This is a genomic window from Dyella japonica DSM 16301 (assembly GCF_001010355.1).
GTDB classification, from domain to species: Bacteria; Pseudomonadota; Gammaproteobacteria; order Xanthomonadales; family Rhodanobacteraceae; genus Dyella; species Dyella japonica.
Genome location: NZ_JPLA01000013.1, coordinates 233,999 through 250,417 on the forward strand (window position 1 = coordinate 233,999; position 16,419 = coordinate 250,417).

Annotated in this window: 4 protein-coding genes; 2 read left to right on the top strand and 2 right to left on the bottom strand. The window is 64.8% G+C overall.

All coding sequences use genetic code 11. The features are described 5' to 3' along the window. Window positions 1-6: 6 nt before the first annotated feature. Both Y882_RS05920 and Y882_RS05925 read right to left on the bottom strand, forming a co-directional pair. A complete protein-coding gene (locus Y882_RS05920; protein ID WP_052949711.1) occupies window positions 7-11,904 on the bottom strand; it encodes a VCBS domain-containing protein in 11,898 nt (3,965 codons plus the stop codon). A 342-nt stretch (window positions 11,905-12,246) separates the two neighbouring features. Next, window positions 12,247-13,896, bottom strand: coding sequence for a mechanosensitive ion channel family protein (locus Y882_RS05925; protein ID WP_052949714.1), 1,650 nt, complete (start codon window positions 13,894-13,896; stop codon window positions 12,247-12,249). 328 nt (window positions 13,897-14,224) lie between these two features. Between Y882_RS05925 and Y882_RS05930 the strand changes: the two genes are divergently transcribed. Both Y882_RS05930 and Y882_RS05935 read left to right on the top strand, forming a co-directional pair. Then, complete coding sequence (locus Y882_RS05930) at window positions 14,225-15,181, top strand: AraC family transcriptional regulator (RefSeq protein WP_046970947.1); 957 nt, start codon at window positions 14,225-14,227, stop codon at window positions 15,179-15,181. Window positions 15,182-15,628: 447 nt separating this feature from the next. Next, window positions 15,629-16,419 (top strand): YadA family autotransporter adhesin (locus Y882_RS05935; protein ID WP_046970948.1); only part of this gene is annotated, 791 nt, incomplete at its 3' end.

The following is a 16,419-nucleotide window of genomic DNA, read 5'->3' on the forward strand; positions in this document are numbered from 1 at the left end:
TCCTGGTCAGCGTCCGTGCAACGGCCGGCGGTTGGCGGCATCGCGCAGCTGGTCGCGGAAGCCGCGTGCCGTGAGATGTCCGCTGGCATCCCGCAGGAACTCGCCGCTCGCCAGGCCGCCCGGTGTGCTCGCGAAGATCGACGGATCGGGCAGCAGGCCATCCGCGCTCAGGCTCACGCGACCGTGCCGTGCAAAAAGTTTCGCCAGATCGAAGGCGGCCAGTTGCTGGCTCCGTTGCACCGCGTGATGCACCACCTGTCCGGGCACCAGCCCGAGTCCCTCGCCAATGGACTGTGCGTTGATCAGATCGAACGAGATGTACTGCGGATCGTTGCCGCCCGTGGCAATGGCGGTCTCGGCCTGGTCTTGTGCCACATCGTTGACCGCAGGCAGGACATAGACCTTCGGGTCGACCTCGGGCAGCGACAGGCCGCTGACATACACGCCGGGTCGATCGGGGAATTGCGGGCCGATCGTGCTCAGCGGCGGGCGCGGCGCGGAGATGTTCAGATGGATCACCAGCTGCGCGCTGTCGGTGGCACCCGCGAGATCGGCGATGGTGTAGGTGAACACATCATCCAGCACCTGGCCAAGGCCAGCCGCGGCCAATACCGCGGGATTGCTCATGTCGATGGTGTAGACGTAGCTGCCATCGGCATTGAGCACGAGGCTGCCGTAGCGTCCGGCGATCTTCTGTCCGACGGGAAGCTCGGCGCCGGCTTCGTTTTCCGCGCCGGCACGCACGCTCTTCACGACCAATGCATCGCCCGCATCGACGTCGCTGTCGTTGGGCAGGACCTGGCCGCCCACCTGCTGCCCGGGCGTTTGATCGCTCACTTGTCCGCTATCGTCCACGGCCACCGGGTTGTCGTTGCTGCCCTGGATGGTGATGGTGAGGTGCGCCACCGAGGTCGCGCCATTCGCATCGCGCATGGTGTAGCTGAATACTTCGGTGAGCGTTTGATCGCGCGTGCGCAACGCCTGCACCAGCGGATTGTTGTTGTCCACGACGTATTGGTAGCTGCCGTCGGCGCCGATGGTCAGCGTGCCGTACGCACCGGCCAGCGCTTGTCCAGCGACGCTGCTGCTGCCGCTGGCCGTGCGGTAGTCCACCACTTGCTTGGTTTCGCCATTGGCGACGCCATCGACGTCGGTGTCGTTGTCCAGCACGTTGCCGACAGGATCCACGCCGGGCGTGCCGTTGTGGATGCCGCCGGCTTCCACGGCGGTTGCGCTGTCGTCGATCGCGATGGGTGTGTCATTGCTGCCCTGGATGACGATGCGCAGCTCCGTCGTATCCGAGGCGCCCAGGCGATCGACCACGCGATAAGTGAACACCTCGATCAGCGACTGCCCCGGCAACAGCGCCTGCACCGCGGCCAGGTCGTTGTCGAGCGCATAGTGGTAGGAGCCATCAGGTGCGATGACCAGCGTGCCGTACTGGCCGGCCACCGTTGTCGCGGCGCTGATGGATTGCAGCGGCCCCGGACTGAGCAAGCCGCCTGCGCGGATGCCGTCGACGGTCTTGCTGTCATTGGCGTCCACGTCGGTGTCGTTGGCCAGCACATTGCCGCTGGGATCGGTCCCGGCAGTGGCGTTGTTCAATCCACCCGTCTCGACCGCGACGCCGAGGTCACTCACGGCGTGCGGATTGTCGTTGGCGCCATGGATGGTGATGGTCAGCGTGGCCGTGGCGGTGGCGCCAGCCAGATCGTGCACGGTATAGACGAAGACCTCGGTGAGCGTATCCGTCGGCAGGCGCAGCGCCTGCACGTCGGCATTGTCGTTATCCAACTGATAGCTGTAGCTGCCGTCGGCATTGACGACCACTGTGCCATAGCGCCCGGCCACCACTGCGCCGGCGCCGCCAAAACCTCCCGCGCCAAGTACACCGGCCACGCTGAGCTGGTCGCCGGCGTCCACGTCACTGTCGTTGGTCAAGACATTGCCGCTGGGATTGAAACCAGGCGTACCGTTGTTCACGCCGCCCGCCTCGATCGCCGTGGCGGTGTCGTTGACGGCCACCGGCGCATCGTTCGCACCATGGATGACGATGGTGATGGTGGCGGCGTCGGTGAGTCCGTCTGTATCGGACATGGTGTAAGTAAAGGATTCGCTCAGCGTGTCGTTGCTGCCACGCAAGGCCTGCACGGTCGGATCGTCGTTGTCCAGGCGGTAGCTCGCCGTGCCGTCAGGCAGGATGGTGAGCCAGCCATACAGGCCGCGCAGTTCCGTGCCGAGCGTGCCGGCGGTGCCCGTGCCGCTCTCGGCGCCGGTGCGGATGGCGATGACGGTCTTGGTTTCGCCGTTGGCGACGCTGTCGACGTCGGTGTCGTTGAGCAGCACATCGCCGCTGGGATTGACGCCCGGCGAATTGTTGTCGGCGCCGCCGGCCTCGAAGGCGTCAGCGATATCGTCATGCGCGACCGGCGCGTCGTTGGCACCGTGGATCACTACCACGATCTGGGTGGTCGTGGTGGCGCCAAACTGATCGGAAACCGTGACGTTGAAGGTTTCGATCAGGCGATCGGTGCTGGTGCGCAGCCCTTGCACGGCGGCATTGTTGTTGTCCACCAGGTACTGGAAGCTGCCGTCGGCATTGAGCGTGATCGAGCCGTACTTGCCGGCGAGGGCGTCGCCCACGGTGCCGCTGTTCTGTCCATTGTCGAACGCGACTACGGACAGATCGCCAGGCCCCGCATCCACATCCGTCACCACACTCAGCACATTGCCGGTGGGATCCACGCCCGACGTAGCGTTGCTGACGCCGCCGGCTTCGGTTGCCGACACCGTCATCACGGTGGCCGTGGGCGTGTCGTTGCTGCCGTGGATAGTGATGGTGAGCTGCGCGGCACCCGGAGCGCCGGCCGCATCGAGCGACATGTAGGAGAAGATTTCGGTCAGCGTCTGCCCGGGCTGCAGCGCCTGCACCACGGGCGAGCTGTCATCGAGCTGATAGGTATAGTCACCGTTGTCGCTGACCAGCAGGGTGCCGTAGGTGCCGGCGATGCTGACCTGGCTATGGCTGGGTATGCCGGTAACCGTGCCGCCCGCGGAGAGCGGCCCCACGCGCACGCCGGACACCACCATGGTGTCGTTGGCGTCCACGTCCGTGTCGTTGCTCAACAGGTTGCCCGAGGGCGAGGTGCCGGGAGTGCCGTTGTTGATGCCGCCCGCTTCGATGGCATCGGCCGTGTCGTCGTTGGCGTGGGGCGCGTCGTTGGCGCCATGGATCACGATGACCAGCTGCGCCGAGCTGACCGCCCCATCCACATCGGCGATGCTGTAATTGAAGGTTTCGCTAAGTGTGTCGCCACTGGTGCGCAGCGCCTGCACGGCGGCGTTATTGTTGTCGAGCACGTACGAATAGGTGCCGTCGGCGTTGAGCGTCAACGTGCCATAGGTACCCGCCAGACTCTCGCCGGCATTGCCGTGCGTGGTCGCGCTGTCAAAGCCGGTGACGCGCAGTGCTTCGCCAAAGGCGTCGACATCCGAATCGTTGCTCAGCACGTTGCCGGTCGGGTTGACGCCCGGCGTGCCGTTGTTGATGCCTCCCGCTTCCACGGCAGTGGCAGCATCGTCCACGGCCACCGGCGTGTCGTTGCTGCCATGAATGACGATGGTCAGCGTGGCCACATCGGTGGCGCCGGCCAGATCGGTCACCGTGTAACTGAAGCTCTCGGTCAGTGTGTCGGTGGAGCTGCGCAGGGCCTGCACTGCGGCCAGCGTGTTGTTCACGCGGTAGGCGTAGCTGCCGTCGGCATTGACGGTAAGCCAGCCGAACTGTCCCGCGAGCTCGGCACCCACGGTGCCCGCTGTGCCGGTGCCGGCTTCGGCGCCCGTGCGTATGGCCGTCACCGCGAGCGCATCGCCCGCATCCACGTCGGTGTCATTGCCGAGCACGTTGCCCGCGGGATCCACGCCGGGCCGGTTGTTGTTGAGTCCGCCGGCCTCGGTGGCATTGGCGGCATCGTCGCTGGCCACCGGATTGTCGTTCTGGCCGCTGATGAAGATATGGATCTCCGCGCTGCTCTGGAACACGCCATCGGTGATGGTGAAAGTGAAGTCCTCGCGCAACACATCCGAGGCGGTGCGAAGCGCCTGCACGGTGGCGTTGCTGTTGTCCACCACGTAGCGATAGGTGCCGTCGGCATCGATGGTGAGCGTGCCGTAGAGGCCTGCCAGTGCGGTACCCACCGTGCCGGCTGTACCGGTGCCGGCGACGTCGCCCGTGCGGATGCCAATCACGGTGATGGGGTCGCCATCCGGGTCGAGGCTGTTGACGGTGGCGTCGCCGGTGGGGTCCAGGCCTGGCGTGGCGTTGTTCACGCCACCGGCTTCGCGTGCAAACGAGGTGACGTTCTGCGCGACCGGCGGATCTTCCGCGCCGTGCACGGTGATGGTGAGGTTGGCGCGTGCGGTGAGTCCTTCGGTATCCACGATCTGGTAGGTGAAGACGTCCAGTACCGTCTGTCCCGCGGACAGAGCCAGCACCGTCGCATTGGCGCTATCCACGTTGTACGTGTAGCTGCCGTCGGCGTGAATGGTGAGCGTGCCGTACAAGCCGGTGATCACGCCTACGGGATCGAGCGCTCCAGTGAGGCTGCCACCAGAGGCTGCGCCGGTGACCGTGAGGTTGGTATTGGGCTGATCGGCATGATCCACGTCGTAGTCAATGCCATTGCCACCTGGATCGGTGGGATTGCCGGGCCGGCTCGCAAACAGAATCACATTGCCCGAGGGATTACTCTCATGCGTGTCGTCGTTGGTCGATGCGGCCTGTGCCTGCGCCACGTCGTCGGTGGCCACGGGGTTGTCGTTGCTGCCGTGGATCACGATGTTGAGCTGGGTGATCGAGAGCAGGCCGCCGGCGTCTTCGACCGCGTAATCGAACGTGTCGTTGAGCGTTTCACCCGCCATCAAGGCCTGCACGGTGGCGTTGTTGTCGAACACCGTGTAAACGTAGCTGCCGTCCGCGCCGATGGTCAGCGTGCCATACAAGCCATTGAGCACGGCGCCGCCGCTGGCGGAGGTGGTTCCAGCCGTGACCAGCACCACCGGGCCCACGCCCGACGCCGAATGCGTACGCACGCCGTAGACGGAGAGCACTTCGCCGTTCGCCGCGCTGTCGACGTCGGTGTCGTTTGCCAACACATTGCCAGTGGCGTCGCTGCCAGCCGTGCCGTTGTTCACGCCGCCTTTTTCGACCGCATTGCCCACGTCGGGCACGCCCACGGGCGTGTCGTTGGCGCCATGGATGGTGATGGTGAGGGTGGAGCCGGTACCGAGGGCGCCGGTATCCACCGCCGTATAGGAAAAGGTTTCGGTGAGCGTCTGGCCGCACGTGCGCAGTGCCTGCACGGTGGGATTGCCGTTGTCGACGACGTATTGATAGGAGCCGTTCGCCAGAAAATACAGCGTGCCGTACAAGCCGGTGACAGATGCCGTGCCGCCATTGGCCAGCGGCGCCACCACCGGTCCGCCCGGCAGCAACTGCACCCCCGTCAGGGTGAGGAAGTCGCCGTTGGTGGCAATGTCGACATCGGTATCGTTGTCGAGCATGTTGCCTTTGGGATCGACGCCTTCGGTCTGATTGTTGGTGCCGCCGGCTTCGACCGCGTCGTCCGTGTCGGGCACGGCGCTGGGCGGGTCGTTCACGGGTTGCAGCACGATGGCGACGGCACCGGTGGCGGTGAGCGCATCGCCGGGATTCTGGCCCGGGATGCCATCGCCATTGGCGTCACCAAAATTGCCCTGATCGTTGGTGACGATGCTGAGCGTGTCGTCACCGTTGTAATTGGGCAGGCCGATGTACGTGAGCGTGGCCAACGCCGCGTTGATGTTGGCGATGGTGCCGGTGATCACCAGCTGCGACGTGTTGCTGCCGCTCACCGTGACGCCGGCTGCGCTGCCCAGCGCAAGCGTGCCATGCAGCACGGTAAGCGTGACGCCCACCGTGCCTGCGCCCGCATCCACATCGCTGATGCTGATGCCGCTGATGGCGAGTACGACGTCTTCCAGCCCGTTCTGCGTGCCGGGCAGCTGATTCTGTGGCGCCACGTTCTGGTGGACGTAACCCGCGTTGGCGGCGACCTGCACGCCTTCGCCAAGATTCACCACGACCTGACCCAGCGGCGAGGACGTATCCGTGTCGATGCGCACGCGCAACGTGCCGGTTGGCAGCGCATAGGTGGCACTGGCGGGCGCATCGATACGGAATGCACCACTGGGCAGCGCGCCAAAGCTGAAGTTGCCGTTCGCGTCGGTGACGGTGGTGAAGCTGCGATTGTCGGCGGTGGTGGCGAGATTGCCGTCGAGTCCGCCCCAGGTCAGCGTGACCGTCTGGCCGGCCAGACCTGGACCATCCGGCGTGGTGCTGGTGGTGGCGCTGGCTGTGTCGTTCCATAGCGTGCCGCTGATGACGCCCAGTCCCGCGCCCTCGCTGAGCACATAGGTATTCACGCCGCCCTGACCGGTGCGTTCGCCCGTCGAGCTTCCTGCTGGCCCAACCAGTGAGCCGCCCCATTGGGTAAAGCTGTCGGACAGGCTCGTCCAGGTCAGCGTGGCGTTGTTGCCGGGCTCCGGTGCCAGGTCCGGTACGGTGACGTTATAGGTGAACCGCACGCTGTCGCCCGGATTGAGTTGGCCGAAGTGCACGGTGACGCCGTTGCTGGTGTCGACGGTCACGCCAGGAGGCAGATTGCCCAGCGTGTAGGCCGTGCCGTTGATGATCAGGCCGTTGAAGGTGTAAGCGCTGCCGCCGGCGAAATTGTCGCTGAGCACCACATCGAACGCGGGCGAGCCACCGTTCTGGGTGAAGCTCACGGACACCGTGGCCATGCCGGTGGTGGCGGTGACGTTCGGCGTGAAATCGATGATCTGCTTGTTGAGGCCATTGAACGACGGCTCGACGATGTCCTCGTACACGGGCTGGCTGGTGGACAAGGCCGTGGTGCCGGCGAACTCGGCGGCCACCACGGGCAGCGCATCGCCGGCGGTATTGGACGCCTGGTTGAGCACCCGCGCGTTGAACTCCAGCGCGAAGCCCTCCACATCCGGGTCGATATCCGTGTTGGTGATGTTGCCGAAGTGGAAGCTGATCACCGTATTGCCGTTGGCATCGGTGCTGATGGTGATCTGCGAGGGATTGAATACGCCCGTGGCGCCAGGCCCGGACAGATCGGGCAGCAAAGGTTGCGCCTGCGGACTTTCGGCATTGCCCACGATGTTGAGCGTGCCGCCGGTGACCAGGTTGCCGATGCTGCTGACGATGCCGTTGTTGGAAATGAACACCAGGCGCACCGTGCCGTCGTTGATGAAGCCGATGCCATTGGGCAGGGTGATCTGCAACACGAAGTCGTTGGTGATGCCTTGCGCGAACGCGCCAACGGCTCGGTAGTGGATCACTTCGCCAACCGTCACGTTTTCGTTGTCGCCATCGGTCGGGCTGGCCGGAGAAGTCTGCGGCAAGCCGCCGACGCGGGAGAGGTAGACGCCTCGAAGCACGGGAACCGTGAGCGTGGACGCTGCGCTGTAATCGTTCAGCACGCCGCTGTTGAGCAGGCCGTCCGCGCCGGTGCGCTCGCCGCTGTTGGGACCGTCGAGGCTGGTCCACGCCACGGTGGCCGTGTTGTCGAAACTGGCGACGCTCGCCGCACTCGCGTTGACCGTGCCGTTGACGCGGATGACGATGCTGCCGCCGGTGGGGATGTCGACCCGGGCGCCCGAGGCGGTCTGCAGCACCCCGTTGACGATCACGAAGTCCTGGCCGCCGTTGTTGCTCGCGCCGCCGCTGTAGGTCACGCCCAGGATGGTGTAGCCGCTCATCTGGGTCGGCAGCACATCGTTGAGGCTGATGTCGTAGGCGTTGAAGTCCGCGCTGCTGGAGCCGTTGGTGATGATGATCTGGTAGGTGACGGGAATGGTTTCTTCCACGCCGAACGGGGGCAGGGGATCGGTGGTCTGCTGGATGGTGAGCGTAGGCTCGCGGATCACGATGGTCGGCGCCGCGCCCGCCGAAGCCACCGTGCGGTCGATGGCGGTGGCGCCGTTGGGCGTATCGCCATCCGGATCGCTGTAGACGATCTGCGCCGGGTTGGAAAGCGTGGTGCCGGCCTGGTTGGAGATCACATTGCTGGCCACCAGGCGCACGCGTATCACGAACGCATTGTTGCCGGTGTTGTTGTCGCCGTTGGCCGTACTTGCGCTGAAGGTGAACAAGGCATCGACGCCATCCGCGCCCAGTGTGCCGCCGCTGCCGCTGAGGCCGCTGATCACCACGTTGCCATTGAAGTTCGCCAGCAACGCGGCCGATCCGCCGCTGGTGGTGATGATCTGGTAGCCGGTGCCGTTGAAGCTGGTGTCCAGCCGCATGCCGGCGGGGATCAGGTCCTGCAGCCGCAAGGACTGGGTCGAGCCTTCCGGCAGGGTGACCACGATGTCGTAGAGCATGCTCTCGCCGATCACCAGGTCGCTGCCATTGGTCTGCGGGGCGCTGGAGTCGCTGTTGTCCAGGCTGCCGCCGGCATACACCACGCGTACCGTTGGCGCGGCGACTTGCTCGGCCGCCGTTTCGCTGATGCTGCCGACGAAGTTGGCGCCGCCCTCGGTGCTGGCGTAGTGCAGCAGATCGGCGGTGCTTTGCAGCGTGCTGCTTGCCGCGATGCTGGCGTTTACCGTGACGTCGTAGGTGATGATGATGACGTTGGCGCCGGTGGCATCGGCTGCCGAGCCGGCGCGTCCGGCGGTCAGCGTGCCGGTGCCGTTCGCGTCCAGCAAGGTGATGGTATTGCCGCTGACGGAGTAATCCACGCCCAGCACCAGGGCCGTGCCATCGCCACGATAAAGGTGCAGATTGGCGCTGGCCAGCGATCCGCCGACGAACGAGAAGCCGGTGGGCAACAAGATATCGGTGCTCAAATCGAAGGCCGCGCCGCCGCCGGTGTTCTTCAGCTCCGTGGCCATGCGCAAAGTATCGCCGGCATCGATGCCGGTAATGTCGCCGTTGACGGCCTTGGGATCGGTGATGCTGCCAGTGAACGGCGCACCGCCGGTGCCGGGCGCGGACCAGGTGCCGGTGGTGCCCGTGATCGTGCCATTGGTGCTTGATACGACACCGTGGACGATCGATACCTCAGGCTCGGCAATCGAGCTGATCACCGCGATCTCTTCGGATGAAAGCAGGTGCGTGTGATCGATGGTGGTGGTCTGGTCGGACTTGGCCAGCACGCTGAGCGCGCGCTGGTCCGCGAACGGCTGATTGCCCACCACCACCGTGAATTGCACCTCGATGCGCGAACCCACCGTGGCTGCGGTCGCAAAGCTGCCGAAGTTGAACACGATGGCGTTGCCGGCACCGGTGGTCACCGACAGCAGTCCGCCGGCGTTGGTATTGCCCGCGCCCAGATGCCACTGATCAACGCCATTGCCCTGCGTCCAGCTAATGCCGGTGATGTCGAACAAGGGCAGCGGCATATAGGCCGAGAGCGACATGTTTTCGTAGTCGCCGGTGACCAGGTCGTAGCTCATGGTGAAGGTGACGACATCGCCGGGACGCAGCTCGCCATTGGCCGGTACCGCACCGCCATTGACCGAGGAGATGGCGATGTCCACGTCGCTGACCGGCACCGTCTCGGTGCGTGCGTCGGTATCGCCGACCACGCCCGTGCCCAGGTTGACGGGATCTTCCAGCACGGTGGCGTCGACGCTGGCGTTGTTGCTGATCGAATCGCCTTCGTTGATTTCGCTTTGCGGATACACCGTGGTATAGGCCTGGCTCACCACGGCCTGGTAGCTGATCACCACCTTGGTGGCGCCTTGCTGTATCGCATCGAAGGCGAGGTCGCCCTGCAAGCCACCAAGCTGGCCTCGCGCATTGAGTATCGACTGGCCGATATCGAAGGCCAGCGAGGTCGTGCCGTCGGCGTTCACGATGGTGGTGACCACCAGCGCCACGGTCTGCGTGACGCCGTTGAGCGAGATGCTCATGGTGGGGGTGCCGCTGAGCGTCTGACCGTCGCCGAGCGTGTCCTTCACCAGGAAGTGACCCTGGTTGAATATGTTCATGCCGAAGGCGAAGTAGTCCGACAGATCCAGCTCGACGGAATAGGTGAGCCGGTCGCCGGGCGTGAGGCCGGGAGTGCCGATATCGCCGGTGATGGCGGCCGTCTTGTACAGGCTGAGCGATTGCACCACGAATGACGTGGCGGGCCCGGTACCCGAGAGCGCCACTTCGGTTGCCGGCGGCGTCAGGTCGCGCGGGTCCAGTGGTGTCCATTCGCCGGTCGCGGATGCGCCGTCGACCGTGATGGTGACGGCAGCGCCGGTGGCTGGATTGAGTATCGGGTCGCCATTGGCATCGGCCTGTGGCACGAAGAACGCAATGTTGATGTCGGAGGGGCCGGTGAGCGCGGCATACGTGACCGAGTAGTTCGCCACGTAGGCGCCACCGGCGAGTGCCGCCTGGATCAAGGTGGGATTGCTCAGCACAGTGCCGTTGGCCAGCATCACTTCCGTCACCACGCCGCCGGCGCTGGGTGTGATCGCGGTGACCATGATGTCCGACGGCAGGTTCTGCGTAACCACGACGTCGGTGAGCGATTGCCCGGGCGCAGGCGAGGCAGTGACGGTGATGCTTCGAGCGTAATTCGGGCCCGACGAGGTTTTCCCTTCCGGCGTGTTCACCGTCTGGGTCAGCGTGATCACGGTCGGATGCACGGCGTAGCTGTGCGTGGCCGCTTCGATCAGCGACGGATCCTGCGTGGGGTTGTCCAGCGAATCGTTGCCGAACTGGAAGCCGCCTTGCGCAAGGATGGAAAGATTGGGAGATCCGTTGGAAAACGCCGTGTCGGCGAGGTTGCTCAGATGCGCGGTGACCTGCACGTCGACGGATGGCTGTGCACTGCCCACGCTGGCATAGGGCAATTGCAGCACCACCAGCTCGTCGCCCGGTCGCAGCCCATAGTTGGCGGCGTGGAGCACGACGGCCTGGCCGGTGGCGTCCTTGGCCAGTGGATGCACGGCATTGCCGCTGGCATCGAAGGTGATCACATAAGCCGTGACCGGACGCCCAAGATAGGTGGCGGAAACAAAGCTCACGCCATCGTCGCCGTCCTTGCCGGTGGCAGGAAAGAACAGATCGATGAAGGGCGCGTAGCCGTCCTGGGTGGAAGTGTTGGTGAACGATGCCGTGAAGGTGACTTGGTCGCCCAACAGGACGTCGCCACCGGCCGACGACAACGTCACGGTGGGGCTGGCATCGACCAGCAGGCCTTGAAAGCCGGCGCGGGCTTCGGCGCTGATCGCGAGCGGATGATCGATGGCGCCGTCGTGCACCTCCAGCGTCCAGTTGCCGCCCGCAGCGACGCTTCCCGTGTTGTCGCTGGACGCTGCCACGCCGGCGCCGGTCCAGTGGGCAAGCTCGTGTACCAGGGCTTGTCCCGAAGCATCCGCACCTACATTGCAGCCCAGCAGCAGGATGTCCGCATCGGCGGTGAGCGATGAGCGCCACGATGCGAGTTCGTTGCCAAGCTGATCGATGGTGCTGCTGGTGATCGTGCGGTCGCCCAGGGTGAATTGTCCCGGCGCGCCGTGCGACACGATCTGGATCGAATCCACCTTGCCCAGGCGATCGAGCGCCGCCGAGATGGCAGCCAAGCCATCCTGGCCCGGCTGTACCACCAGCACCGAAACGTTGGATGGCAAGTCCTTGGCGAGTTCCGTACCGTTCTGGATGCGGCTGTCGATGACCAGCAGCTCGCGCGCTGCCGAAGGCGCCGGTGCGGTGGCGGCGGCGCGCGGCGTCAGCGTCAGGCCGTGCGTCTGAAACGCTGCCGGCTCCGTGTCTGCAAAGCGCTCGGCGACGTGATGCTGCTCAGTGGCAGCGGCGGCCGCGCCGTCGAACATGATGCGGGGCTCCAGGGCGATCGCCTGGCCGTGGGGTCTTAAGGGATTGCCCCATCCATGACTGGACACAAGAGCCATATGCGGTACCCCGAATAGCGGCCGCGTTTATCGAACGTCGTCGGTTTAACCCAGTCACGACGATCTTCTTTTCATCCACTCCCCGCGGAAATCGGCTGCCCCGTCGCTAGTCAAGGACAGTTCTATGCAAGGCTAAGGATGCGCATTTGCCGCGTATAAGCAGCGTCAAGAATTGCGGTGCACAAAAGCATGGAAGATGTGATTTCCAAGCCACCCTGGCCCGAAGGCCGTACTCCATGAAGTCGCGCGACGTGCGCGCCGCGCTCAACCATTCCAGTGCGCCTGCGGCACGACCTTCGGCTCCGCCGGATCACCCACGTAGTGAGGCGACATGATCTGCACGCCGGCCGCGTTGAAGTTGTCCTGGATGCGTGAATGCAGGTCGTGCAGGATGTCCAGCCGCAGGCTGGTATCCACGATGCGCACGTGCAGCAGGTATTCCACGTAAAAGTCGGACAGCGCGGTCTGCAATACGAAGGGCGCGGGTTCCGGCAGCACCTGCGCGGTCGCCTTGGCGGCGTCCACGAGCATGTGCTGCACCTGCCGCCACGGCGCGTCATAACCGATAGTGACGGTGGTGGTGAGCCACATGCCGGGACCTTCCGGGTTGCGCGAATAGTTCTGCAGCTGGCTGCCGAGCACCACATTGTTGGGAATGCTCACTTCCACGCCCGTGATGGTGCGCAATCGCGTGGTGAACAGGCCGATCTGCAGCACCACGCCCTCGGTGTTGCCGCTCTTGATCAGGTCGCCCACGCGCATGGTGCGTGAATAGATGATGGTGAAACTCGCGGCGGCCTGGCCGATGATGCCCGAGGCGCCGAGCGAGACCATCAGGCCGACCAGCACGCTCAGGCCCTTGAAGGCCTCGGTCTGGGCGCCGGGCAGATACGGATAGGCCATCGCCACGGCAAACAGCCAGATCGCGGCTACCACCAGCTTGCGCGTGGGCTCGGCGAGCTCCGAGTCGATCTCAAGCAGTTTGAAGCGCCCGCTCTGCACACCGCGAAACGTCACGCTGATGGCCTGCGTGATCACTCGCGCCGCAAAGAGGATCACCGCGGCGGTGAGCAGGCCGGGCAGGGCGCCCGCGATCGTCACGCCCCATTGCTTCAACTTTTCCACGACCCATCCGCGCATGGCCTCCGACCATGGCTGGGTGTACGGAAACTGCGCCAGCACAAAGCGCAGCCATTCCTCGATGATGGCCAAAGCCACCAGCCAGAAGATCACACGCACAAACCATGAGGCGATGGTGCGTGCATTGAGCGCGAACTGGCGCGCCGATTCATGGCGGATGGCCAGCAGGCGCCGCTCCAGCCAGCGCTGCAGCGCGCTATCGATCCGTCGCCCCAGCCATCGCAGCGTCACCAGTATCGCCAGCGTCAGCGCCGTAGCCAGGGCGGACCAGACGATGGCCTGGGTCAGTCGTCGGGGCGAGTTGGCGCTGTTGGCGGCTTCGACAGCCGCCGTCAGCTGCTGCGTGATATGGGCCTTCGCCTCGGCCATCGTTTCGTTGTTGAGTTTGTCCAGATCGTCTGGCGTGAAGATCGCCACCACTTCGCCGTTCAAAAGGATGAGCGCACCCTGCGGCAGGTCCTTGAACGTCAGGTCGACCGCCGGGCTCTTTGCCGCGATGTGCGCGATATTCTCCGCCCCCGTGGCAGCCCTCAGCGCGGGCGACCGGCCCATGAAGTATGAGCGGAACGTGGTGATCTCGCGATTGAAATAGCGCAGCTGCGCCTGCGCCTGGGCCTGCGGCTGCTCCGGCGCCGATACCGACGCCGACGATGCGGCGGCCTCCTGGGGTGCGGGCGATGCGTAGCCGGCTGGAGCCCACGCGGCCGTTGCCGTGAGCATCGCCACAGCCGCCATGCGTGCAGCCGCCAGCCAAAAGCGCGTCGACACTTTCATGTCACGTTTCCTTAAGCGCCCCACTGGCGTCGAGAATCGATGCACGGTCCCCAATTGGCAACTGGAAAACTACGGCGTCTTCACTTCGTAAAACTACGTAAAAGCGGTCACGGCCGCCTCCGGGGCCGCGCGCGGGTTTTTGCGAGATCCACGTATCGGCCCGCATGCGGCATTGCGCCGCCTTTTAATTTCGCGGATCGACGCCACGTTGTTACCATCCCCCTGATTTGGCCCCGGATCGCGCGCTTTGCGGTCGCCGGCTGTGCTGTTCTGGAAATAATCTGCAAGGAGTCGCAGCGCCCCCATGTCTTGCTGAGAGGAGTAATAGGTGAATTCGCTCACCGGTTTGGATTTCGATGAGTTCGAGGACGCCTTGCGTGGCGTCGACGGGCAATACATTCCCGTCGGCAGAAATACGCTCAGCTGGCAGCTCAGGGATATCGCGCTGGCGGACCTGGAGATCATGCGGGGACGCAATGGCGGTGGTGCCATTTACGGCGGCGCATGCCGGTCGGAGAACTTCGGGCTGTTCCTGCCCATGGTCGAAACGCCTGCGGTGGCCGTGAACGGCACGCGGATGCACGGCGCCATGCTGGCCTGGTTGGCGCCGGATCGCGATTTCCACGTCTACAACAGCGACGCGATCGACTGGATTGGCGTGGCCATCGGACGGACGGCCGTGGCTCACTGGCTGGACCTCACGCACGAGGATTTTCGTCGCGACATGAGCGACCATCTGGTCGGGCAGGTCGATGCCGCGTCCATCGCACGCATCAGGGACCTCGTCGATCGCATGCCGGGCATGCAGACCCGCGATGCCGGGTTCGACGAGGCTGCGATCGACATGCTCCATGCACAGCTGTCCTGGGCGATCTATGAAGCCGTTCAATCCCTGGATGCGGCGCCGCCGCCAGCACAAGGTCGTCCTCGCTTGCCCAGGCGCGAGATCCTCGGCCGCGCCCTGCAGGTGATCGACGCGGCGGGCAACGGCCCCGTGCAACTGTCCGACCTTGCCCGCGCCACCCGCGTTTCTGCGCGCACACTGCATGCGATCTTCATGGATCATTTCGGACTCAGTCCTTATCGCTATCTGGTCCTGCGAAGGCTGCGGAAAATCCACGATGCACTGAAGGCAGCCGCTCCCGGCGAAACCGTCGCCGGCATCTGCAGCCGTTTCGGCGTCTGGGATTTTGGACGGTTCTCCGGCCTGCATCGCCGCATCTACGGGACGTTGCCTGCCTCTGTTCTCGGCAAGAGCAAAGCGTTTCGCGCAACGAGTCATTAGTTTTCCATGGCGCCGGCGGTAGTTTCGCCGCGATGGATGCTGGAATTTTTGCCGGAACTACACAGTCCTTCCTGCGCCCGCGTCACATCAACGCAACCAAGGCGCGGGAGACTTGCTTGAGCACGATGCCCGCCACAGCGTGAGTTACCCGCTGCTTCGATGGGCCACTTCAATCACCTTGCCGAGTCCGACGCATGGCGCGTTGGCTTCGTGATGTTGCGTGGTCTTTGCAATCTTCGTGCGCTTCGTGACCCTCGTGATTGCAATGAAAAAACCTGTGCGTGACTCGCAGGTTTTGCAGGGTCCACCCTTGAACGGACGAACTTGCAGCGCATCGACACCCGGTTGACCCGTCGATCGCTCCAGCCGAACCCATGGCTGGTGGGGGCGAGTTCGACGACTTGCGTCAAGCCAATCCGAACTCGACGACGTTCACGGGGAGAAACGATGAACACGATCTACAGCAAGATATGGAATCCCACGCTCGGCGCCGTAGTGGTGGCCTCCGAGCTGGCGCGCGCCAACGGCAAGGGCCGCCGCGGCGTGACCACCCGCAAGGGCGCGGCACTCGCACTGGCGATGGCGCTCGCGCCACTCGCATCGCATGCAGAGGTTTGCAGCGGCACGTTTGCCGCAGGCCAGGAACCCACAGCGGTGACCGGCGCGTTCGCGTGCGGCAGCGTGGCGGCTGCCACGGCCGCGTCCGCCACGGCCGTGGGCAACAACACCTCGGCCAGCGGTGCGCACAGCACGGCAGTCGGCAATGGCGCCAAGGCCTCGGCAAAGAACGCGACCGCCGTGGGAGACGGCAGTGTGGCGAAGGCTGCCAACAGCGTGGCGCTGGGGCAGGGTTCGATCGCCAACGAAGCCAATACGGTGTCCGTCGGCAGTGCCGGCACAGAGCGCCGCATCACCAATGTCGCCGATGGCACGAATGCGCACGACGCGGTGAACAAAGAGCAGCTTGATGTGGCTTCTGCGCAGGCCGACACGAACTTGAGCAATGCGACCCGCTACTTCAAGGCGAACGGTGCCAATGACGGCAGCGACGATGCGCTGGCCGTGGGCAACAACGCGACGGCAATGGGCTCGGCAAGCCTGGCGCTGGGCGACGGGTCGTCGGCGATCGGCAGTGGCGCGACGGCGACGGGCGATTTGAGCACAGCCAATGGCTACAACAGCGTGGCTGCAGGTGCGAACTCCGCCGCCTTCGGCGCGAATGCGCAGGCGCAGACTGA